This window comes from uncultured Aquimarina sp. (assembly GCF_947500065.1).
Classification (GTDB): domain Bacteria; phylum Bacteroidota; class Bacteroidia; order Flavobacteriales; family Flavobacteriaceae; genus Aquimarina.
On record NZ_CANMQT010000005.1, the window covers coordinates 297,122 to 321,249 of the forward strand.

Below are 24,128 nucleotides of genomic sequence, written 5' to 3' on the forward strand. Positions count from 1 at the left end.
ATCGTCTTATAATTTGATGATATAGTTCACTCCATAGTTTACAGGTCGTGTTTCTGCATCTCCTCTATCTTGTACTCCTCCATTCACTGTATGATTATGAGTACCTCCCGATCCTGTAGTTCTAGCTCTATCTGTACCATTAGTTCCGTCACCATCTGCATAATCACCAGAACTTGTACTATCGTTAATATATCTATCATTATAACCATGTGTGTGACTACCTCCATTGGCAATAGAAATATTATCAGGGTGATTATGGCTTTCAAAAGAGTCTTGCTGAGTTCCTTTTAGAGCAGGTCCAGATTCATTGTTTACAGGACTCGTACCTGTTCCTCTAAGAAACATACCTTGTAAATTTGGTGCATTATTAGATCCCAATAGTGTTCTTAAATTAGCGGATCCAGTAATTGCTGTAAGACTTTGTCCATTACAAAGCACCCAACCTGCAGGAGCATCTGTACCTATAAAAGGCATAATAGATCCCGATGGAACACCATTATTGGCAGCAATTGCATAGGGTACATGTTTTAATTGTTCGTCAGAAATAACTGTTGGCCCTTCTGTTATTCGTAAATACGCTTGGAAGTTTGCAAAATTAGCATTGTTCTGAAATGTAGGGTCAATCACATGTGAGAACACACCAAATGCATCTGTTTCTAGATTTGCTGTCTCTGTAGAGATTTGTACTTCTGTAGAAGCTACCTTATGGTAGATAAAAAAGGTAAGGCTTATCGATGCATTTGCTCTAGCTGTATTATTATTGTCTCTGGCAATTCCTTGTACAGCAATTCCTGCAGTAGACGCAGAAGTTTGTGAGTAACTAGCGGAGATAGTAAATAACATTAAAAATGATAGAAAAAGTAATTTTGTTTTCATAATTAAAAAATTAAAAATAGTTAGCTGAATTGTTTTTTTGTTATAAAAGTATTGCCCTAACAAATACATCTAATTGATTGTTAGGATTAATGATGTGAAAATCTAATGTAATATGAATGGAATGTTGATGAGGGTTTTCTCATACATTTTTTTCATACGTTAATGAAATAATTGTGGAATATTTTTTTGATAGTGTCATCATCTTATTATTTTAGGGCTTAATTTTATTTATATACTGCGTAAAACTAGGCATAAATACCTTGATTCGATCCCCGTATAAACCCCCGTTGTACGTTTTAGTGGATAACTAATAAAATGATCTTATTTGTGAAACATAACTCGGTTATTATTCATATTTACGTTTAAGTATATACATCTGTGATGTAAAATGAACTAACAATTTTTGTGTAACACTGAGTGTAATCTCATAAGGGAAATTTTATCAACTGTTCTTTGACGCGTTGAATTTCTTGTACGCTATCTCTTTGTCATAAGCAAAGGCTGTATAGCTTCTGTGATTAAGCCTCCAAAAAAATTCTGTTTTTTTTTAGATTTTAAGATAAAACATATTCTAATTAGAGCTTAACCCTCAATATTATTTCACCAAGGTAAGACAAAAATTATGACTATAAGATTTTTTATGCATTTTATCTGAATAAAAGCGTGTTTTATCGTGTTTCATGTCATTTGTTTTTAGTGAAGTATGAAAAGAATTACAATCATTATATCTGCTTGCGTAGTACATTTGGAGGCATTTACAAAAAAATCATAGAGAGATGTATTTTGATCAATTGGATATTTTGCGAATACGGTTAGTAAATATGTAAATGATTGCGCTATATCTAAATATTTTAGTAATCGAACAATGGGAAATGATTATGGTATCTTGTGCAAATTAAATCAATTGTCTTTTTATTAATTCGGATACCCGTCTGTTTGTAATGAGGTCTTTCTTTTTGAAACGAAATAGCTAAAATAAATTTAAAAATGAGGGATATTTTACCGGATAAACCAATATTCCTTCTCATTCTCCAACATATTACTTGCCTATAAATTAATAAATCAAATGATTAAAAAAACAAGATTATTGATGTCCTTTTTTACATAACCAACAAACACTAGAAATGAAAGTTTTTAGTGTTTGTTTATTATCTATTTAGGTTATCTCAGATTTTCATATTTCAGTATATTTACATATCACATAAAAGTTATTAGATCACAGGGATTGATCTAACTAATCAAAACCATCATAATGAAGAAACTCACATACCTTCTATTAACCCTTCTTGTTATAGTATCGTGTAAAGAAAACGCTACAACATCAATCCAAGAGGAAAACCAAAAGGAAGAAATCACTACTCCACCACAAAAGGAAATCACCGATCCTAAAGAAACCGAAATCTGGGATCCGGAGCCTAAAGCAGTTTCTTTTAACGATATCAATGTACCATCAGATGCTATCCAACTTTTTAATGGAAATGATTTAGACCAATGGATCTCAACCAAAGATTCTACAACGGCGGCTTGGACTATCAATCCTGATAAAACAATGACTGTAAAACCTGGGACAGGTGATATACAAACAAAAGAAAATTTTGGAAGTGTCCAATTACATTTGGAATGGAAAGCTCCTGATATTGTTAAAGGAGAAGGACAAGGAAGGGGAAATAGCGGAGTTTTCTTTCAGAATAAATATGAAGTGCAAATTCTGGATAGTTACCAAAATCGTACTTATGCCAATGGACAAGCTACTTCTATTTATAAACAACATATTCCATTAGTTAATGCTACTAAACCTAACGATCAATGGCAAACGTATGATATCATATTTCACACACCAACGTTTAGTGCAGATGGCAAAAAGACTAAATCAGGATCTTTTACTGTGATTCATAACGGAGTACTTGTGCAAGATCACGTAGAAATTTTAGGAAGTACGGAATACATTGGGCCTCCTAAAAATGAACCTCACGGTAAAGGTCCAATCAAATTACAGGATCATAGTAATCCAGTGCATTATAGAAATATTTGGATAAGGGAGTTGAAGTAACTGAGTGTTTTATAAACAAAAAAAGAGTGCTAAAAGCACCCTTTTTTATTAATATAGTTTAAAAGATTAAGCAAAAAGCTTTGTGAATCTTTTTTTACTTTCTGTAACGTGATCTTTCACCATCTCTAATGTATCAAACACTATCTCTTGTTGGTTATTTAATAATTTAAGACCACCTTCTAAAGCTTTGTTACCAACTTCTTGCCACTGGCTTACTACAGATATTGATTCTAATACAGTAGTTTCAGTAGTTTTTAAAGCATAATTATTTGCTTTTTTTGCAGTTTCTTTAGTAGTATCGATAGCAGTGTTAATAGTACCTACAACACTTACTTTTTTAGCTTTTTTACTCATACTATATATTTTAATATTTTATTACTTCTTTTTCTGATTTACTACAGCTTATTTCTTAGCTTCAGTTACTTTTTCAGTTACAACTTTAGCTTCAGCTTTTTTTGCAGGAGCTTTCGTAGCAGCTGTTTTAGCTACAACTGTTTTTGTAGTAGAAGCTTTCTTAGCTACAGTCTTTTTAGCAGGAGCTTTCTTTGCTACTGTTTTTTTAGCTGGAGCCTTTTTTGTAGGTGCCTTTTTTACTGGAGCTTTCTTTGCTACTGCTTTTTTAGCTGGAGCCTTTTTTGCAGGAGCTTTCTTAGCTGCAGCTTTTTTAGTATCCTTTTTATCACTAAGATCAATATCGATATCTGTATAATCTTCGATCTTTTCTTTTACTTCTTCAATAGTATTAGCAATATCTTTTTTAAGTTTAACAGACATTTTCTCTGCTTTCTTAACTAGTTTATTTTTAGATACTTCTTCCTGAATCTTATTTTTTACTTCTTCTACTTTCTCAACAACTGGATGATCAGTAACCATTTTCTTTACTTGATCAACCATCTTTGGATCATAACCAACTAATGTTTTTAAACGATCAGTTCCGCTTTCTAATTGTCCTTTTAAAGTTTCAGCAGTTTCAACAAACATATTCATTTGTTGTTTTGTTAATGGCTCTGCCTTCTTTATTAACTTAGAAGTTAATTTTTGCCATTTTTCTCCAGTTTCTACTGTAGTTTCAATTGCTTTAAATGATGCATCAATTAAATCACCGTTGATTTTTTTAACGATATCTTTAGCTTTTGCAATTTTGTTATCTTTTTTACTTTTAGCTGCCATAATATATTTTTTTTACTTTAATTCTTAATTTTCTTTTGCAAACATATAAACCACAAGTTGCAAATGAGTTACAATTTTAAATCGGGGTTATTTTTTATTAAAAAAAGATGTCACTTTTTCTTTAGACATATCCAATGTATCAAACATTGTGTTTTGTTGTTTAGCACTAAAACTTAGTCCTTTTTTAATATTCTTATTCGTAAAATCCTGACATTTTTCTGCTACAGATAATCCTTTCATAAATCCTTTTTCTGTAACGTCTAATGCTTTCTTATTTACTGTTAATACAGTATCGATTACGTTTTCTACTGTAAAAAATGCTACTTTAGAATTTCTGTTTTTAGTTTCCATTATTATATTTTTTAATTATTATTTCAATATTTATACTGCAAACATACAATGGTGCAGTTACAAACGAGTTGCAAATAATAATGACGACGTTTAAATGTATACTAAAGGAAGTGATTTAACCTATTTCTTCTATAGCTTTGAGTAGTTCTTTAGTTTCTGGAAGTGGCTCTATACCATACTCCTTATCTAGTATGGTTTCGCATTTTGTGTATGTTTTAATTGCTTGAGGACGATTGCCCTTTATCAAATATGCCCGCATCTGAATGCGATACGCATCTTCCCAGGTAGGGTCTATTGATAATGCATTTTGTGCTAATCTAATACTTTCGATTGGGTTATCGTTTACTAATATTTCGGCTAAAGTGATATAAGCTCCTAACACGAGCATCTGCGTTTTTTCGCGTTCTTCAGAAGACCAATCTTCATAGATGCGATTTGGTAAATACACACCTTTATATAAATCTATGGCTAATTTATACGCAATTTTTGAAATTTCATTATCCGTACCATAAAACTCATTTCCTATGATAATGTATTCTTCTAAAGCTTTAGCATCTATCCATATTTTTTCTAAATCAAGTTGATAGCTTACTCCTTGTCTTACAATATAAATAGGTTCTGTTCTTGAAGCTCTGTCAGGTTCCAAAACTTTATTAATGCCATGTAATGCTACTTTAAAATCACGATCATTCCAATCTTCCCAAAGATTATCCATAATCTTCTCTTTATGCTGTGCATTACGTTGTCTATTAGAAATTAGATATTGTAATAATTGTACCGTTTTATCTCTTCCCCATTCTTTTGATTCTATTTTAGTATCATTACGCCATACGCTAAACTGCCCCAAAGTTTTAATCTGAATTTTGGCGCTGTTTTGAAAAGAAACTAATTCTTGTATACGTTCTGGCAATGGAGACATTAGCGATTATTTCTTTTTAATAGAATCTACTTTTGAGGATAGTTTCTTCAATTCCTTTGATAGTTCATCAATAGATTCCTGAATTTTATTATAATCTGCTCTTGACGCTTTACGCCATTGATCTATCTGTACTTTTTCGCTAATCTCATCCCCTATGTGACTAATCTGATCTTGGATTTGGTCCTGAATTTGTGAGATTTGTTTTTTAGGATCCTTAATCGTATCCATAATAACCTTAGGTCCAACTTCTTTAATCGTTTTCCACATAGAAAAGCTTTTGTCTAAGATACCTTCCCTACTTTCTTCTGATTGATCCTTCGTAGCTTCATTTGTAAGTTCAGCTAGTTTTTTTTGCATAAAAATCAAGGCATCATTAAAGTCTGAAAAATTTTCGTCCTCACCCCCTTGAATATGCGAAATTTTTCCTCGCCACTGTACTTTTGATTCGCCGTCTTCTTCAAATATTTTTTGATTGAAACGCACCATAAACGATGCTGTCTGATCCGGTTTTTTGGCCATAATATTAAATTTATACTATGAATAGTAAATTGATCTTGATTAATTACTTAATCGTATTTTTTATCCAGGTTCTTTTTCAGAGCCAACTTCATATTTCAGTAAACCTCTAAAAGCATCATTTACTGTATTTCCTTCATACAATACTTTATATACTTCTTGAGATATCGGCATATCTATATCATAATCTTTTGCAAGCTCTATAATAACTTTTGCTGTTTTCACTCCTTCAGCAACTTCATTCATTTCATTAATAATCTCTTGCAAACTTTTTCCTTTACCTAATTGAAAGCCTACCTGATAATTTCTACTTTTTGAACTAGAGCAAGTGGCTACCAGATCCCCCATTCCTGCTAAACCAGCAAAGGTTCTGTTTTTTCCGCCCATAGCAACCCCTAACCTTGTGAGTTCGGATAATCCTCTGGTAATAAGTGCTGAACGCGTATTGTCTCCTGCAAATGCTCCATCTCCCATTCCTGTAGCTATTGCCATAATATTTTTTAAGGCTCCTCCTAATTCACAACCAATCACATCGTTATTAGTATACACTCTAAAAAGACCAGAACTAAAAACTGATTGTAATTTTTTTGCAATAGTATCATCAACCATGGCTATTACAGCCGCAGCAGCTTTACCAAAATGTATTTCTTTTGCCAAATTAGGTCCTGTTAATACTCCTGCTGGATGACCAGGCATAATTTCTTCAATTATTTCGGTCATTCTCATTTTAGTCCCGATCTCTAACCCTTTTGCCAAGTTAATAATCGGAACCCACGGTCGAATATAAGGTTTAGCATCTTCTAATACTTTTCTCATACTCTGAGCAGGAACTCCCATAACAATAACATCTGCTTTTTCAACCGTTTCTTGGATAGAATTAGATGCTTTTAAAGAAGATGTAAGTTTTGCATCAGGTAAATATTTCTCATTTGTTTTGTATGCATTTATTTCATCCACAGTTTCAGGGTTTCTTGCCCAAATAATAGTATCACTATTTTTTGCAGTTAACGATGCTACTGTTGTTCCCCATGAACCACCACCCAATAATCCTACTTTTAGCTTCATATTTTAGTAGTTATAAATTTAATTATCTAATTCTTTTTGAAATAAATCTCTTACTTCTTCAACGTATGTATCAATTTTTCTAGGTTTCCATTCTGAAGTATCAATAGGATCTAGCACAACCACTTCAATATGTGTTGGTCTGAAAACGGAACTCCCTTTTGGTATTGCCATATAAGCATTTTTAATAACTATCGGTATCATAGGTACACCTGCTTGCATCGCTAAATGAAATGCTCCTTTTTTAAATTTACCTAAAGTTTTACTACCACTTCTTGTTCCTTCTGGAGCTATCGCAACAGATAATCCATCTTTAATTGCATCTGCCGCTTCCTCCATTGATTTAAGCGCTTTTGCTTTATCAGATCTATCTATAAAAATTGCTCCTAGAGCTTTAAACAATGGACCAATAGGACTATACTCTAATTCTTTTTTTGCAACACCAGTAACATCGTTACGTAATAGTTTCAAGATGATAAAAAAGTCTGCAGAACTTTGATGGTTAAAACAAAAAACAGCAGGTCTAAAATCGTCCAAATTATGTTTTCCTTTTACAGCAATATCCAATCCTGCAAATTTGGTCCCCAAATCACCAATACTAGATAATGTAGCATTTGCAAACTCTTGTCGAGACATCGTACTTACTCCTTTTACCAATCCTTTTAAAACTGATGGATAAATACTTGCTGCCGCTAAACCTGTTCTAAAACTATTAACAACATTACGATCGTTAGTATTTTCAAAACGTACTATCGGCCAGTCATTTTCAAAAGCAAATTGTGATAATCTACTGTCTGGATTAACAGCCTGTGGCTTACCAACGATATCTAACAAAGGATAATCGTCAAAACTATCTGTATAGAAGTAGCTTTTTGATAAATCAATTCCGTTTGCTTTCGCAAATTTCCTACCTGCATTTGCTTTACCTTCTCCCCAACACATTTCACTTATTTTACCCGTAAACCGTCCTTTACGAACTTCCATTTCAGTACAATAAATATCTGTGACACCAAGTTCATCCGCAATTGGTTTTACCTGATACAGGGTTGCTGCAGAAATAATAACAATTTTATGTCCTTTGTCTAAATGTGATTGAATTAACAATCTTGATTCAGGATAGATGGTACTTGCCAAATGATCTTCATATACTTCTTTTCCTAATTTGACAAACGTTTCTTCTTTAATACCTTTTACCCCTAAAGCAGATACGTTTGTTAGTATTTCAAAATCGCGATTTCCCGCAGAATACAATAAAACTGTAGCAAATTGAGAGAGTAATTCTTTAGCCGTAGTTTTTCCACTTAAAAATCTTGTTTGTACAAACTTTTTAGCAGAAAAATCATTAATAAGTGTTCGGTCTAAGTCAAAAAAAGCAGCTATATGTGGGCCTTCTTCTTCCTCTATAGTTTTTTCGGAAACCGTATTAGTTTCAGAACCAGGAACTATTTCTTTTATTTCACTGACTTCTTCTTCAGTATTTATAATAGTTGCCTTTATTTCAAATTGTTGTAATAGATACAGACGTCCTGTTAAGTCATCTAATGTAACCATCCAATCATTTAATTTCTTTAGATCTATCGTTTTATCGATTGGAGTGAGTTTACTATTGGTTGCTAATCGTAGTGCACTTATTAAAAAAGGTTTGGAAATACTTTCTAATCGCGTTATTCTAGATTGCCAATGAAGTTCTTTTCCTTTAAAAAGGCATAAATCGATAAACTCACTTTCTATAAATTCATCTTCTAAATCCCAACTATTTAATGTGTGACAGACCACTTTGTTTGCTTCTAAATAAATAAGAAGTAACCCTTTAGAAACAAAGAGTTCTTGCCTTTTTAGTAAGGCATCAATATCACTTTCTGGATTGATTATGATTTCTCTCCAATTAGGATCAAATAGTTCTAATTCTTCTTCAATCTCACTACTAAATTGTGCTTTATTCGTATAAAAGAACTCAAATTTAAAAAGATTGCGTAAATGCATAATCTCTTCCCAAAAGCTAATAATTCTATTAGATGATTTATCGTCCTTTATTTTTACCAGCGCCATTTCTATAAAGGCTCGATGATACAAATGACCTGATGCCATATTTGCATAATAGGTAGCCGGTAAAAATTCGTTTGGTGCTAAACTGAATTGGGTTTTCCTACCTGCTTTACTTTTATGAATAATTCCCGAGCTTAATAAAAGATTTAATGCTTTTTGGATAGTAACACTAATGTTATTTCCTCTATCTAGAAGTACATCTTCTTTTCTTTGTTCAATGTAATTCATGAGTTTAATTACATTGGCTTCTAATTCTTTTTTTGTTAAAGAAAAATTATTTAATAACACATTACATACTAACGACACTGTAGTTACAGGTGTTATCATATTTGCCTTATGAATGAGTTCAAAAGCAAAACGCGGCAAGGTATTTTTATCAGAATAACTATCTTCTTCAATATCCGGAATTATGGCATTTTTATGAGCTCCAGGTTCAACAGGCTCCCCAAATCGTATGGATGCTCTACCATAATTACTTCTTAGTTTATGAATATAATTTGTAAAATCTTTTAAGGTTTCATCTTTCTTTACTTTTCCTTTTCCCTCTTCTGTCATTTCTTTTACATCAGGAATAAGATCATATACAATAGATACAGGAACGTATTTTATACTACGTGCACTATCACGTTCTCCTTCCATGATGTATTTTAATATACCCATTTGTGGATACACAATTTTACCTGTTCTCGAGCGTGTTCCTTCGATATTCCAGGTTAGGTGATCACCATTTTCAATTAAATAAGAAATATAACGACGTAAAGATGCTTTGTAAACTGTATCATTTTTAAAATTTCTTCTTATAAAGATAAGACCCGAGTTTTTACCTAATTGTTTAACGCCTGGCATCGCCAAGTTTATACCTCCAAAAGTATAAGGAATTGGCATTCCATATCGCGTTAAGGTATTAACAAGTACAACAGTATCCAGGTATGTTTTATGAGTTAAAATAAATGCGACGGAATTTTGTCGCATAAGCTTCATTAGTTTTTTAATCTCCTGCGGATCAACATCTATCTTATCTTCGTAAGCTTTAGACATCAAAAAATCAAAACCTTTGAGTGTCATCATATTGGCAATAGGATGCTGCTCTGAGTATAATTCTTGTATACAAGCTTTGGCTTCTTTCTGAATTTCAGAAAGCTCTTTTTTTTGAGTCTTAGCAATATGCTTAAGCTGTTCTTGAAATTTAGGTTGATCGAGTATATTTTGCATTATATGATTTAGGGTTTTAAAAATAAGTCCTTCAGAATATCGTTTTTATCTTGTTTCCAAAATTTTGGAAAAAACAACTTTTCTATTTTTGTTACAAAATCATTTGGTTCTTGACCTTGGGTGTTTTTAATAAGCGAATTAGCAACAGTTACTAATACGGAAGCATTCGCTCCTAAACCGCAATGGCTTCCATAAACCTCAACATTGGTGATATTTTTTCTTAAGGTTTCTGCTTCCAAACAGTTTTTCCATGGAACTAATCCGTCCGTTTTGGTGTAAATACATGTCACCGGAATATTCGGAACTTGTTCTAATTCTTCTAAAAACTTAGTATTACGCTCTTTTAAACTTTTCCCTCTTAAAAATTCTAATGATTTTACAAGTGGTGTTTGCATATTTTTTACTCCCCAAACAGGAGATCCAATGGTTACCAATTGCTCTACCTTATCTGGATGCCTATTAGCAATAATCTTTGCTAAAATTCCTCCACCACTCCATCCTACAAGGCTTACTTTTTCTTGGTGTTTTTCATATATCTCTTCTAAGCGCTCTACTAATTTAGGTAAATATTTAGAGTCAATCTTATTAACTCCCAACTCCCATTTATAGGTTTTAAATCCTACAGATTTCAAATATTTTCTAACAAAAGTTGTAGAATAGTCATTTCCTAAATATGGTGGCATTAACAATACTGGTTTATTGTTACCTTGTTTTTTCTTTGGAATCACATGATATAATCCTAACATACTAACCCACTCTACAACAGAGCGACTTTCTAACACAACATTAAATAATGGAGGAGGCGGAATACGTTTATTTATTACATTTATATTTTTCTCAAAACCTTTAATCAAATCAGTCGTAACAGACTCATTATAAGACTTCAATGATTTCATTTCATTGATACTCTCTAATATTTTAATCAATGTAACATAATCTCTATCTGGACCAAAATCTTCACAAACATCAATACAATTATCCACTAGAATTGGTAATGGGTTTTTATTAAACTCATCATTATCAATTGAATATATAATATGCTTCTCAAAAGGGTGATCTTCAAATTTTTGGAGTAAAATCTCTTTTGCTCTTTTTAGTGTATACCCTTTTGTTATAGCTAGTTTAATTCCTAGCTTGGTAAATGCGGTATACAATGTTTTGTTGTTTTCCATAATATCAATTTTCCTCTTCCACTTTTTCATTAAGCCAACTTATAACATCTTGTTCTACTTCGGCTTTATTCGTTTCATTGAGCATTTCATGTCTTCCATCTTTGTAAATTTTTAATGTAAGATCCATGATACCTGCCTTCTTATATTGCTTAGCAACTTTCTGGGTCCCCTTTCCCATGTCACCAACAGGATCTTTATCTCCTGAAAATATATATATCGGCAAATTTTTTGGTGTAGCTTTAAATGCGCTTTTTTCGTTTATTTTTTTACTTCCTTTTATCAGATCTATAAAGACATTTGTAGAAAAATCTTCTATCCTATAAGGATCATTATTAAACAAATCTACTTGATCCGGATCGCTACTAATCCAATCCACTTTGGTTCTATTTGGTTTAAATTTTTTATTGAATTCGGTAAAAAACATTGACTTTAAAATAGTATTGCTTTTTTTTCCTCCTTTTAAAAACTTTATAACGTTTGAACTAACTAAACCTAAGGTTCCTAAGCCTTTCATGTAACTAGCTGTTCCAGAAATAATTAAAACCTTAACATCTTCGCCATATTTGGTAACATACTCTCTACTTAAAAAAGACCCCATACTATGACCAAACAAAATGATTTTTTGAGATGGGTGTTCTTTCTTAATAATATTAGTCAATTCTCTCATATCCTCCACAGCATCCTCAAAAAAATCGGCTCCTTCATATACTCCTAAAGAATCTATAGATTTTGAAGACTTACCGTGAATACGATGATCATTAGCATATACTTCATACCCTTGTTCCTGCAATAGTGTAGCAATCCGTTCATAACGTCCTGCATGTTCTCCCATACCATGTGCTATTTGCACAACTCCTTTTGGATTTTTATTTACAGACTTCCATTGGTAATAAAAAATGTGTTCTCCATCTTTCGTAGTATATCTATCGGTACTAAAACTCATTTATTTATTTAAAAATTGTGTTATTAATTGTTCAAGTTTTGTTGCATTTTCATTTTTGCCACTAAACTTTATTCTATCTTGAATTTTTAACTCTTCAAACAATAATTTTCCTTTATATAATGCATTCAAATTAGCATCTTCAATTTCTAATGTAGCCGTTGGTTTGCTACTTTTTTGTTTTTTTAACTCCGCAGTTTTTGCAGTAATATGTAAATTCCAATATGCCTCTGTTTTATCCAAACTTACCTTAAACTGGTATGTGCCTTTGAATTTTTTAATTTGTTCCTGACTGTTTTTTACATATTTATTTAAAGCTGTAAAAAATGCGGTGCTTTTTAATTTTACTGTTGTTGGTTTGGTTGCTTTTCTTCCTCGTTTTTTTATTACTGCTTCTAATTCATTTGCTGATTCACGAATGTAACGAGAAAAGGTGTCCGCATCAGGCATAGTCTTAGCATCTGAGGTAGTAGTAATCGTAACTAACCCATTATAACTAAATGCTGCAATAATTAATCCAAATCCATCAACGACTGGAGTTAACCCAAAAATAGAAACTATTTCATGTCCTTTTATATATAACTTCCCGCTTGGGCCAGGAACATTTGTTATAGTAACATTAAACGGCGGACGATGGAATTCTTTTATATTATATTTGGTATATACATTAGCGGCAAGATTGGCAAGTCCAAATGGAACAGAATCTGCCATTTTAGAGAGTGTTTTTGCTCCAACAGCTTTATTTCTGGTCTTACCTAAATCAGTTTGTTCGTATATAAATTCTAAACGTTTTATTGGATCCTCAATATGAGTACCTATCTGAACAAGCATATTAGAAATTTGATTGTTCATTTTTTGTTTTTCTCCTTTCACTCGAATAGAGATGGGTACGTTTGCTACTAAGGGTTGCGCTGGTAATTTCTCTTTTTCTTGTAAATACTTTCGAATACCGCCTGCACAAATAGCAACAATAACATCATTGATCGTGACATCCATTATTTTTCTCAATGCATAAATACGATCAAACGATAAAATAGCAGTTCCCCAAGTTCTTTTTGGAGAAATGGAACCATTAAAAATAGTCTTAGGTACTGAAAAACTATTTGCTTTAAATTCCTTTTTTCCCATCATTTTACTGGTGGCTTGTCCTTTTACAACGGCATAAGCTGTTTCACCTATAGTTTTAGGGATCCTAAGCGGATCTTTTAAAAATTTGTATGAACTTTTTAATAGTAAACTCAGCTCATCCGGCAAAGGATCGGGATCATACGGTTTAGGAGGTGCAGGAGGCTTATTTTTATCTTCTTCATTCTTATCGAATAGAACTCCCATAATACCTACTCCTGAGCTCCCATCAATCATAACGTGATGAATCTTAATGACTATGGCTACAGAGCCCTTTGGGATTTGTGAAATCTCATCTAAACCTTCAATAAAACTAACTGACCATAATGGCCTGTTTGGATCCAAAGGATCACTAAATATTGAAGAGGTAACTTCTCTCAGTGTTTTCCAATTTGCAGGATCTGGTAATTTTATTCTGTTTAAATGTAAATCTAAATCAAAATTTGGGTCATCTACCCAATACGGGTAATCCAATTTTAAAGGTACATTTAATAAACGCTGTCTAAATTTTGGGATTAAATGTAATTTCGAAGCAATTATAGCTTTAAAGTCTTCAAAATTCAAAGAGTCTTCAACTATCGTTAATGTCCCAATATGCATAGGACTTGTTGGAGAATCCGCATATAAAAAAGTAGCATCTTGTCCAGAAACTTGCTTGATAGTATCATCTAAAGCATCGTCTAAAAGGTTTTTAATGGCTTTCTTTTTTGACATATATTCTTAATTATTTAGATCGGGTTTATAAGAAGTGATATGCAATATAGTTTTTTTTTGGACAAAATATCCCCTCTGAACATAAGGATACCCTATTTTTTTAACATATGAAAATATCAATAATTTAAGGCTTTATAAAACATAACTATAACGATTTCGCCGTTTCTTTTAATTTACAAGTATTTTTTGGTTAAATCACCGATTAAAAAGAATCTATTCAATTACTGAAACAAACCACTTTTTTTAATGTAAGAAAAAAAACGAAACTAAAGTCTATATCATTATTAATCTAATTCATGTAAGTAAGAATTGGTTTATTCTTGGTTTGTGATAAAGTTTGAAATTTCAGTGTCATTAAAAACTGGATTTGCTCCTTCACTTCCTGCTACCATAGCTCCAATTGCACACGCATGATTTATGGCCAACTGAGGTTCGGCTCCTTGTAATAATTTGGAGATTAAAGTAGCCAAAAAAGAATCTCCAGCTCCTACTGTATCTACCACTTCAATCCTATACCCACTATTATGATAAAAAGAATCATTATAATATAGTGTCGCTCCTTTTCCTCCTTTGGTAATACAAATTTCTGTAGTATTCGTATATCCTGCCAAAGCTTTTATTTGCTTTTCTAATGTAGTTTCTTTTATTCCAAAATAAATACAGACTTCATCCAATTCATCATCATTTAGTTTTATAAAGTCAGCTCTTTTCATTAAATCAGTAAGTAATTGATTATCATAATGAGGAGGGCGAAGATTGACATCTAAAATTTTAAATTTCGCTTTGTTTAGTAATTCAAATAATGTATTTCTAGAAACCTCATTTCGTGCTGCTAGGCTACCAAAAATAATAGCATCTGATATCGATACTTCTTTTATAGCGTTATCCTTAGTTTCGATAAAATCCCAAGCAACAGAGTGACTGATCTCATATGAAGCTGTTCCTTCTTCATCTAAGGTTACCAAAACTTCTCCAGTATGGTATTGATGATCTTTTTGAATCGTTCCTAAAGGCAAACCTTGCTTATCTATATATGTAATTATATCATCTCCTAAATCATCAAAACCTACTTTGGTGATAATAGAGGAATCTATCCCCATAGTTTTTAACCGCAAAGCTACATTAAGAGGAGCTCCTCCTATTTTTTTATGATGAGGAAATATATCCCAAAGCACTTCTCCGAAACAGGTTATTTTCATAGCGAAATAGTTTTTAAACTATTTTTTTTTAGTATTAATCTAAAAGTAATAGTGCACATATCCTTATGTTCTTTATTAATTCAATTGCTAAATAGCTTTACCACTTAAAATAAAAGGGAAAATTCCACCTTATTTCACATAAATATTTGTTAAGTTTTACATTTAATCGAATGTATATATCTTTTATCCGAAATCATATTTAAAATAAAATTAGCAATTACAACAATCTAATCATTGTTTATGAAATTTACATCATTAATTTCATAGATCATGATGGTAGAGACAGTATTATTAATAGATGACGATAAAGCAACCCAATACATTCATAAAAGAGTTGTTGATAAACATAATGATTTTAAGAACGTCTTGACATTTTTTGGTGGTGATATTGCCCTAAGTTATCTTAAATCAATAAATGTAAGTTTTATAAAAAAACCTCAACTTATTTTATTAGATTTAAACATGCCTAGTATGAATGGTTGGGAGTTTATTGAAGCCTATAATCAGTTAGAAGATGAGATTATTGAACATAGTAAACTCATTATCCTTACTACTTCTAATGATCCTCGAGATATTTCGAGATCAAAAAATATAAAAGGAGTGAGTGATTACATAATAAAACCTCTTTCTAATGAAAAATTAGATTTAATTTTAGAGTCATATTTTGTCAATTCCTAAAATCAATTCAAATACTTTGAATCTAACACCACCTATTCTTGTTTGAGATATTAAATAGGGTTACAAGTAATTTTAAAATAATTGTTTTCTAAACCTTTTAATTAATTGCATAGTTGGCTTCTTTTGCTAAACAAAATTTTAAAACTTGTACCAATATTAACTTTACTTTCCACTTCTATAGTACCTCCCATGGTTTCTATTTGGCTTTTAGTAAGAAAAAGACCTATCCCTACAGCATCTTTATTTTTATGAAAAGTTTTATACATTCCAAACAAATGTTCTCCATGTTTTTTAATATCAATACCTATTCCATTGTCCGATATCTGTAATATCAATTGATCGTTTTCACAAAAAGCATCAATCTTTATTTCTGGATTACGTTCTGGATGCTTGTACTTTAAAGAATTAGATATCAGATTAAGTAGAATACTTTCGAGATATACAGGATTATATTCAACAAAAATATTCTTGGAGACCTTGTTTATTATTTCAGCGCTTTTTTGATGAATATCTCCTTTTAAAACAAATATTGTTCTTTCTATATATTTATGTAAGTTCACTTGCTTCAATTCCTGATTAACATTTGTTTGAACCATAACGATTTCATTTAAATGTACCATTGTATTGGATAACTCTCCAGAAACCCTCTTTACGTGCCCCATTATTTCTGTTTTTTCTACAGGATCTTTTTCTTCTTCAGCTAGTTCTAGGAGAATTGCTAGATTATTAGAATGCGAACGTAAGTTATGTGTCGCTATATGAGCAAAATTAATCAATCGCTTGTTTTGTGCTTTAACAATATCGAATGTCTTTTTTACTTCTTCCTCTTTTTCTTTTTGAGATGTTATATCCATTACAAATCCATTCCAAAGAAAACTACCGTCTGTCAATTGTACAGGTTGTCCATGTCCCCTTAACCATCGAACACCTTTAGAAGGTAACACTACTCTAAAATCATAACTCCAACTCTCTAGCGTTTTCATTGATTTATTTACGATATTATAAACTGCTTTAAAGTCATCCTTATGCATTCTACTTATAACTGGTCTTGCATCATATTTCACCTCATCTGGCATTACTTCATAAATATTCCACAAACCACTACTGGCAAAAGGGAGTGTATATTTTTTCTTATCTGGAAAATATCGAAATTGATAAATTAGTTCATCCGTATGCTCTAATAAAGATTGAAGTTCAGCTTGCTCATTCGCAATAATATCATTGCCTTTATTCTTGATAACTTTCATTTCCAGGGGTTTAATTGTTGACTTAATGAAAGTATAAAACTCGATTTCTAAACCTAAAGAAATTAATTTCATAATCCAAAATAATCGGCAAGACACAAAAAAACACGACAAAAAACATCTCAAGATCTTATTTGACACAAAATGTCAATCATCATTAACATCTAATTACCTGCATCATATCACCATTATGCTTATAATTCTGCAAAAAAACAACCCTCAGCGGTTAACTACTCCTCTGAGGGTCTAGGTCGAAGCATAAAAAAATTAAACTAACTCAACTTACACTCAATTAACTGCTTCAACTTCTCTTATATACTATACATACCTTTATTTAAACAGATTCTAGCTTTTCTTTAATATTATCCAAACACAGATTATTAATACTACCAATATGACTATGTTTTGTATTTTTTTCTGGTTTGTAATTTCCTTTTTCAATATCCAAACCGATTTTCACATATGCATCTCTAAATGACATTCCCTTCATTACCAATTCATTTAATGTATCTACACTAAATAAATAATCGTATTTATCATCGTCTAATATCCTTTCATTCACTGTAACATTTTTTAAAGCGTAGATAGCCATTTCTAATGATGCTTTTAGATCTTGTATAGCAGGTATGATTCCTTCTTTTAATAACTGTAAATCTCTGTGATATCCACTTGGTAGATTATTAGTCAACAAACTCAATTCATAGGGTAATGCCTGAATTTTATTACACTTTCCTCTAATTAGTTCAAATACATCTGGATTCTTCTTATGAGGCATAATACTAGAGCCCGTTGTAAATTCTGAAGGAATACTCATGAAATCAAAATTTTGACTCATATATACACATACATCCATCGCTAATTTAGATAATGTTCCTGCCACACTACTCATTGCGAAAGCGGTAGATTTTTCGGATTTCCCTCTACTCATTTGAGCTGCTACCACATTATATTTTAAGGTCTCAAAACCAAGCTCTTTTGTAGTAAATTCTCTATCAATAGGAAAAGAACTTCCATATCCTGCAGCACTACCTAATGGATTTTGATCGACAACTTTTAATGCTGCGTTTACAAAATACAAATCATCAATAAAGCTCTCTGCATATGCAGAAAACCATAACCCGAATGAAGACGGCATTGCTATCTGAAGATGTGTGTATCCAGGTAATAACACTTCTTTATATTGTTCTGCAGAACTCAATAAGTTTTTAGATAATTCTTTTACCTGAGATTTTATTTGTTTTAATTCATCTTTCAGATACAAATGCATCGCTACCAAAACTTGATCATTTCTAGATCTAGCGGTATGTATCTTCTTTCCTGCATCTCCTATTTTTTTTGTCAGTTCAAACTCTATCTTAGAATGTACATCTTCGAACTGATCTTCTATTACAAAAGTTCCTTCTTCGATTTGTTTAGCCAATAGCTTTAGTTCTATTTCAATTGCTGAAACATCTTCATCTGAAAGTAATTTTATTTTATGTAACATTTTAGCGTGTGCCAATGTTGCTTGCACATCATATTTAGCAATTACCAAATCTAATTGTCTATCATTTCCGACAGTAAACATATCTATCTTTTGATCTGTTGGTAATCCTTTATCCCAAAGTTTCATAATTATTTAGTATTAAGTAATTAGAATTGAGTATTAAGTAATCACTACTTAAAATTAGATTATGTGTATTTAATACTTCTTTTATTTTCCGCTTTACATTTTTCATTTCTCATTTCTCATTTTAAACAATTCCTTCTAAAGTTTTAATATATAATGCTACACCTTCTTTGACCTCTTCTACATATATAAATTCGTCCGCAGAATGTGATCTGGTTGAATCTCCTGGTCCTAATTTTAAAGATGGACAACTTAATATCGATTGGTCTGATAAGGTTGGTGACCCATAGGTTGTTCTACCTAAAGCTATCCCTGACACTACAATCGGATGATCTTTTGGTATTGAAGAAGATCCCAAATGCAATGATCTTGGTTTTACCTCAACATTATCTGGCATTGCTTGTTTCACTATCTCTAAAACCTCTTCATTTTTATACTTATCATTTACTCTAATATCGACGACTAGATTACAGTGAGAAGGAACTACATTATGCTGATTACCAGCATTGATTTGTGTAACTGTCATTTTTACATCTCCTAAAGTCTCTGATTTTTTTTCAAACTTGTAACCTCTAAACCATTCAATTACTTCTAGCGTATTATAAATTGCATTGTCATCATTAGGGTGTGCGGCGTGACTAGCAGTCCCTTTTACCGACACATCTAATACTAACAGTCCTTTCTCTGCAATCGCCAATTGCATCAATGTAGGTTCTCCGACAACTGCAAATTCTACATTTTTCAAATGTTTCAGGATACTTTTTAATCCCAGTGGGCCACTACTCTCTTCTTCTGCAGAAGTTGCTATTACAAAATTATAGTTTAACCCTTTTCTATCATAGAAATAAGTAAATGTTGCTATCAATGAAACTAAACATCCACCTGCATCATTACTACCTAACCCATATAACTTTCCATCTTCTACAAATGCTTTAAATGGATCGTTCGTATAATTCCCATTAGGTTTTACAGTATCATGATGAGAGTTTAGTAAAATAGTGGGCTTAGCATCATCAAAATGTTTGTTATAAGCCCAGACATTATTGTTTTCTCTTTCGAAAGGGATATTATATTGATTAAACCAATTTTCGATCAACTGCGCTGTTCCTTCCTCTTCTGAAGAAAAAGATTGCGTCTCAATCAATTTATGCAAAAGCTCAATAGCGTTTTCAGTTAGTTGTTTAGTATCTGAATAATTGAGTTTGGTATTAATTGAGTTTTTGAGCAATGGAGAGACTGAGTCATCAAGTATCCGATCACTACCATTATTTTTCAAGGCATTATACTTATTATTATCTATCTCTTCCATTTTTTATTTTTTAAAACTCACTTATTGATACTCTTAATAAATCCCAACTTTTTAACTCACTGACTTACTACTCCCATACTCACAGACTCAAAGTCGTATGTTTTATAGTGCTATCTTTTATAAAATCTGCATTAGCTATATGCACTTTACTTACATCTTTTTGTAGTGCATCAAAGCAATTCTTTAACTTTGGTAACATTCCATCTGCAATAACTTCAGCATCTCTTAGTTCAGAATATTTCTCTAAATCGATATGCTCAATTACCGAATCCTTATCTTCAATATTTTCTAAAACACCTTTTAATTCAAAACAATAAAAGAGTGAAACATCATAGTATTTACCCATTGATGAAGCAATTTCTGAAGCAATAGTATCTGCGTTCGTATTAAATAATTGACCATTCGTATCGTGTGTTACGGCGCAAAAAACAGGGGTTATTCCTAACTCCAAAAATCCTTTTAAGGTTTTATTATTTACACTAGTCACATCCCCAACATATCCGTAATCAACAAATTGTGCAGGTCTTCGCTCGGCTATGATAAGATTAGCATCCGCACCTGTTAATCCCAATGCATTGCATTTATGTTTTTGCAAGCCTGAAACAATGTTCTTATTCAATATACCTGCATACGTCATTACTACGATATCAAGGTTCTCTGCAGAAGTTATTCTTCTTCCATCTATCATTTCTGTCTTAACTCCTAACCTTGAAGCTAACTTAGTAGCAGATTTACCTCCTCCATGAATTAAGATTTTAGGGTCTTCAACATTAGAGAAGTCTTTTAGAAAAGAATGTAAGGCGCTTTCATCTTCTATAATATTACCGCCAATCTTTGCTACTAATAATTTTTGTCTTGTTTCCATCTTCAAATTTATTTTGCCAACCCGCCATCTGGCTCATTCACTAAAAATGTCCACTGGACATTTTCTTAACGTTCTGCCCTCACCAATCTTTGCTACTAATAATTTTTGTCTTGTTTCCATACTAATTATTCCCCTCATTCCAAAGAGAGGGAACAGTAATCGTTTTACTTATTTTCTAATATCTTCTTAAGCACCAATTGAGCTGCATAGGTTCTATTATTCGCCTGTTCGATTACAATAGAATTATTACTGTCTATAACAGCGTCATCTACAACAACATTTCTTCTTACTGGTAAACAGTGCATAAACTTTGCATTATTGGTTAACTTCATTTTTTCTTCGGTAATCATCCAACTTTGATCCTGAGATGATTTCCCATAATCGGTATACGAACTCCAATTCTTCACATACACAAAATCTGCATCTTTAAATGCTTTTTCCTGATTGTAATCAATGGGCACCTCATTAGTAATTTGACTGGCTAACTCAAATCCCACAGGATGGGTAATTACAAAATCCGCTTCCATGCGTTGCATCATCTCTACAAAAGAATTTGCAACAGCTTGGGGTAAGGCTTTCGGATGTGGTGCCCATGATAATACAATCTTTGGTTTATGAATTGGTTTATGTTCTGCAATTGTGATTGCATCTGTTAATGCTTGCAAAGGATGACCAGTTGCGCTTTCCATATTTATCACTGGGATGCTAGCATACTTCATAAAGTTCTTTACTACTTTTTCTTCATAATCTTCTTCCCTATTTTTTAATGTAGCAAAAGCCCTAATCGCCAAAATATCACAATATTGTGAAATCACTTGAGCTGCTTCCTTTACGTGTTCTGAATTGCCTTGATCCATTACTTTTCCATCACCGTATTCTAAAGACCAACCTTCTCCTGTAAAATTCATTACAATAACATTCAAGCCCAGATTTAAAGCAGCTTTCTGAGTACTTAATCGTGTACGTAAACTAGGATTAAAAAATAATAAACCGATAGTTTTATCTGTTCCTAATGTCTTATCTGACAAAGGATTTTTCTTTATCTCGATTGCCTGATTTATCCATGTATCAAGCGAATCGATATCTTCTATTGAAAAGTAATTATTCATTATATACTGCTTTAACTATTTTGGTAAACTGAATTTTATTTTCAATTGCATTTACCATAAAATTATCTTCAAGACCATTAACGATCCAGGCTTCTATATTTGCGTTTTGTGCTATACTAGCTGCTTGTACTTTGGATCTCATTCCTCCGGTTCCATGTGTAGAGATAGAGGAAACAATTTCATCAGTTAATGATTCTATATCCTCTACTTCGTCAATGGTTTCATATGTTCTATTCTCCACTGATTTTTTAGTACAAATACCATTCGTATTGGTAGCAATTACTAATAAATCAGCTTTTAATAAACAAGCTGTTAACGCTGCTAGCTTATCATTGTCTCCAAATTGAATTTCATCAGTCGCCACAGTATCATTTTCATTGATGATAGGGATGTAATTATTAGCTACCAAGACATTAATGGTATTGACAATATTCTTCTTAGATTGTTCTCTTTCAAAATCAGAATAAGACAATAAACACTGTGATGTTAACAGGCCTAAATCTCTAAAACTCTCTTGAAAAATTCTCATCAAATGAGGTTGACCAATAGATGCTAGTGCTTGCTTTACATTTATTTCTTTTCCACTACTTTCTAAATTCACAAATTGTTTAGCTACCGCAATTGCACCTGAACTGACAATCACGAATTCATAGGTATCCTGTAATGCTACAATTTGTCTTCCGATATCTTCTATCTTGCCTCTAGAAACATGGTCCGTTCCTTTAGTCAATACATTAGATCCTATCTTTAGTACAATTCTCTTTTTATCTGATCTGTCCATCTCCATGTATATACCATTTATTTGTCACCAAATGCTGTAACCCAATTGGTCCTCTTTGGTGCAACTTATCCGTACTTATTGCTAATTCTCCTCCTAGACCTAATTGAAAACCATCAGTAAATCTAGTAGACGCATTATGATATACCGCTGCGCAATCCACGGATGACATAAACACATCTGCCTCCTTCTGATTCTTGGTAATTATAGCAGCAGAATGCCCACCGCTATATGCGTTTATTTTTGAAATAGCTTCCGGAGTATTTTCTATTTCTCCGATAACAATTTTATAATCCAAAAACTCTTCTTTCCATATATCATTATTAGTGATAGGATGAACATCTTCATATTTTGATAAAGAAGCATCTCCTAATATTTCTACATTAAAGCCTTTAAGTGTGGTGATAAGGTTTCTAACAAAATCTTCTTTATTAGGAAGGTTTTTATCTATTAAAACTTTATCCACAGCATTACATGCCGAAATCTTATCTGTTTTACCATTGATAATATTATCTAAAGCCAAGGCCCTATCTGCTTCATTATGAACATAAACAAAATTGTTTCCTCTTCCACTTACGATAACTGGACAGGTAGCATGCTTTTTTACAAATGCTATTAATCTTTCTCCTCCTCTAGGAACTATCAGGTCTATATTCTGAGTAGGATTTTCTAGAAATGCTTGAGTCTCTATTCTATTGTAATTCAAGTATTCCACCCAACCTGGCGAAATATCATTTTCTGAAAGTGCCTTATGCCATAGTTTTACTATTTCCAGATTAGAGTGTAAAGATTCCTTTCCTCCTTTTAATAAAATTTTATTTCCAGATTTGAATGCAATTCCAGCAGCTTCAATAGTAACATCTGGTCTTGATTCATAGATAATTAATACCGTACCGAAAGGAGCAGTTTTATTATATACCTGCATACCGTTATCATGCGTAAATCTAAAACGCTCCACTCCTATTGGGTCTTCTTGATTGCTTAACTGTGTAAGTGCTGCAATCATCGTTTCAATTTTACTTTGATCTACTTTTAATCGATCACGCATTGCCAAATCATCTCCTACATAAGATGCGAGATCCTTTAAGTTCGCGGTAATTATGGCATCTCTATGTTGATCTACCAGTACTGCCATCTTTTGCAATACTGAATTTCTCTGTGATATATCTAATGTAATACTCATA

21 protein-coding genes are annotated in these 24,128 nt (G+C 32.2%); 2 read left to right on the forward strand and 19 right to left on the reverse strand.

The genetic code is table 11. From position 1 onward, the window contains the following. Positions 1–6: 6 nt before the first annotated feature. On the reverse strand, positions 7–876 hold the full coding sequence (locus Q0975_RS16530) for a tail fiber protein (protein ID WP_299438658.1): 870 nt from the start codon (positions 874–876) through the stop codon (positions 7–9). Positions 877–2,128: 1,252 nt separating this feature from the next. On the opposite strand from Q0975_RS16530, the gene Q0975_RS16535 reads away from it, so the two are divergent. Continuing rightward, positions 2,129–2,926, forward strand: a complete 798-nt coding sequence (locus Q0975_RS16535) for a DUF1080 domain-containing protein (protein WP_299438660.1) — start codon at positions 2,129–2,131, stop codon at positions 2,924–2,926. A gap of 66 nt (positions 2,927–2,992) precedes the next feature. Here Q0975_RS16535 and Q0975_RS16540 read toward each other — a convergent pair whose 3' ends face one another. The 11 genes from Q0975_RS16540 to Q0975_RS16590 all read right to left on the reverse strand — a co-directional run bounded on the left by Q0975_RS16540 (position 2,993) and on the right by Q0975_RS16590 (position 15,352). Continuing rightward, complete coding sequence (locus Q0975_RS16540) at positions 2,993–3,280, reverse strand: hypothetical protein (RefSeq protein WP_299438662.1); 288 nt, start codon at positions 3,278–3,280, stop codon at positions 2,993–2,995. Between the two features lie 48 nt (positions 3,281–3,328). Further along, positions 3,329–4,096, reverse strand: a complete 768-nt coding sequence (locus Q0975_RS16545) for a hypothetical protein (RefSeq protein WP_299438664.1) — start codon at positions 4,094–4,096, stop codon at positions 3,329–3,331. A gap of 87 nt (positions 4,097–4,183) precedes the next feature. After that, positions 4,184–4,447, reverse strand: coding sequence for a hypothetical protein (locus Q0975_RS16550; RefSeq protein WP_299438666.1), 264 nt, complete (start codon positions 4,445–4,447; stop codon positions 4,184–4,186). Between the two features lie 115 nt (positions 4,448–4,562). Further along, positions 4,563–5,366, reverse strand: a complete 804-nt coding sequence (locus tag Q0975_RS16555; RefSeq protein ID WP_299438668.1) for a bacterial transcriptional activator domain-containing protein — start codon at positions 5,364–5,366, stop codon at positions 4,563–4,565. A gap of 6 nt (positions 5,367–5,372) precedes the next feature. Further along, the gene (locus Q0975_RS16560) at positions 5,373–5,885 is read right to left on the reverse strand and encodes a hypothetical protein (RefSeq protein WP_299438670.1); all 513 of its coding nucleotides are present in this window, start codon (positions 5,883–5,885) and stop codon (positions 5,373–5,375) included. A 60-nt stretch (positions 5,886–5,945) separates the two neighbouring features. Beyond that, the gene (locus tag Q0975_RS16565; protein ID WP_299438671.1) at positions 5,946–6,947 is read right to left on the reverse strand and encodes an NAD(P)H-dependent glycerol-3-phosphate dehydrogenase; all 1,002 of its coding nucleotides are present in this window, start codon (positions 6,945–6,947) and stop codon (positions 5,946–5,948) included. An 18-nt stretch (positions 6,948–6,965) separates the two neighbouring features. Further along, complete coding sequence (locus tag Q0975_RS16570; RefSeq protein WP_299438673.1) at positions 6,966–10,202, reverse strand: HAD-IB family hydrolase; 3,237 nt, start codon at positions 10,200–10,202, stop codon at positions 6,966–6,968. Positions 10,203–10,210: 8 nt separating this feature from the next. Continuing rightward, entirely contained in the window at positions 10,211–11,374 is a 1,164-nt protein-coding gene (locus Q0975_RS16575; RefSeq protein WP_299438675.1) for an alpha/beta hydrolase, read from the reverse strand. A gap of 4 nt (positions 11,375–11,378) precedes the next feature. Further along, a complete protein-coding gene (locus tag Q0975_RS16580) occupies positions 11,379–12,317 on the reverse strand; it encodes an alpha/beta hydrolase (RefSeq protein WP_299438677.1) in 939 nt (312 codons plus the stop codon). After that, entirely contained in the window at positions 12,318–14,153 is a 1,836-nt protein-coding gene (locus Q0975_RS16585; RefSeq protein ID WP_299438678.1) for a wax ester/triacylglycerol synthase family O-acyltransferase, read from the reverse strand. It lies immediately after the preceding gene. Between the two features lie 314 nt (positions 14,154–14,467). Continuing rightward, positions 14,468–15,352 (reverse strand): carbohydrate kinase, encoded by an 885-nt coding sequence (locus Q0975_RS16590; protein WP_299438680.1) that lies wholly within the window; start codon positions 15,350–15,352, stop codon positions 14,468–14,470. Between the two features lie 270 nt (positions 15,353–15,622). Between Q0975_RS16590 and Q0975_RS16595 the strand changes: the two genes are divergently transcribed. Continuing rightward, positions 15,623–16,030, forward strand: coding sequence for a response regulator (locus tag Q0975_RS16595; protein ID WP_299438682.1), 408 nt, complete (start codon positions 15,623–15,625; stop codon positions 16,028–16,030). A 101-nt stretch (positions 16,031–16,131) separates the two neighbouring features. Here Q0975_RS16595 and Q0975_RS16600 read toward each other — a convergent pair whose 3' ends face one another. From Q0975_RS16600 to Q0975_RS16630, 7 genes are all read right to left on the reverse strand, one after another. After that, complete coding sequence (locus Q0975_RS16600; RefSeq protein ID WP_299438684.1) at positions 16,132–17,277, reverse strand: PAS domain-containing sensor histidine kinase; 1,146 nt, start codon at positions 17,275–17,277, stop codon at positions 16,132–16,134. Between the two features lie 331 nt (positions 17,278–17,608). Next, the gene (gene argH / locus Q0975_RS16605) at positions 17,609–18,886 is read right to left on the reverse strand and encodes an argininosuccinate lyase (protein ID WP_299438686.1); all 1,278 of its coding nucleotides are present in this window, start codon (positions 18,884–18,886) and stop codon (positions 17,609–17,611) included. Positions 18,887–19,007: 121 nt separating this feature from the next. Continuing rightward, complete coding sequence (locus Q0975_RS16610; protein ID WP_299438688.1) at positions 19,008–20,192, reverse strand: M20 family metallo-hydrolase; 1,185 nt, start codon at positions 20,190–20,192, stop codon at positions 19,008–19,010. Positions 20,193–20,271: 79 nt separating this feature from the next. Continuing rightward, a complete protein-coding gene (gene argB / locus Q0975_RS16615) occupies positions 20,272–21,057 on the reverse strand; it encodes an acetylglutamate kinase (RefSeq protein ID WP_299438690.1) in 786 nt (261 codons plus the stop codon). Between the two features lie 164 nt (positions 21,058–21,221). Continuing rightward, complete coding sequence (locus tag Q0975_RS16620) at positions 21,222–22,166, reverse strand: N-acetylornithine carbamoyltransferase (protein WP_299438692.1); 945 nt, start codon at positions 22,164–22,166, stop codon at positions 21,222–21,224. Next, a complete protein-coding gene (proB, locus tag Q0975_RS16625; RefSeq protein WP_299438694.1) occupies positions 22,159–22,947 on the reverse strand; it encodes a glutamate 5-kinase in 789 nt (262 codons plus the stop codon). The genes Q0975_RS16620 and proB overlap by 8 nt, the downstream gene beginning before the upstream one ends. Next, entirely contained in the window at positions 22,931–24,127 is a 1,197-nt protein-coding gene (locus tag Q0975_RS16630) for a glutamate-5-semialdehyde dehydrogenase (RefSeq protein WP_299438696.1), read from the reverse strand. Before Q0975_RS16630 ends, proB begins: the two co-directional genes overlap by 17 nt. Between the last annotated feature and the right edge of the window lies 1 nt (position 24,128).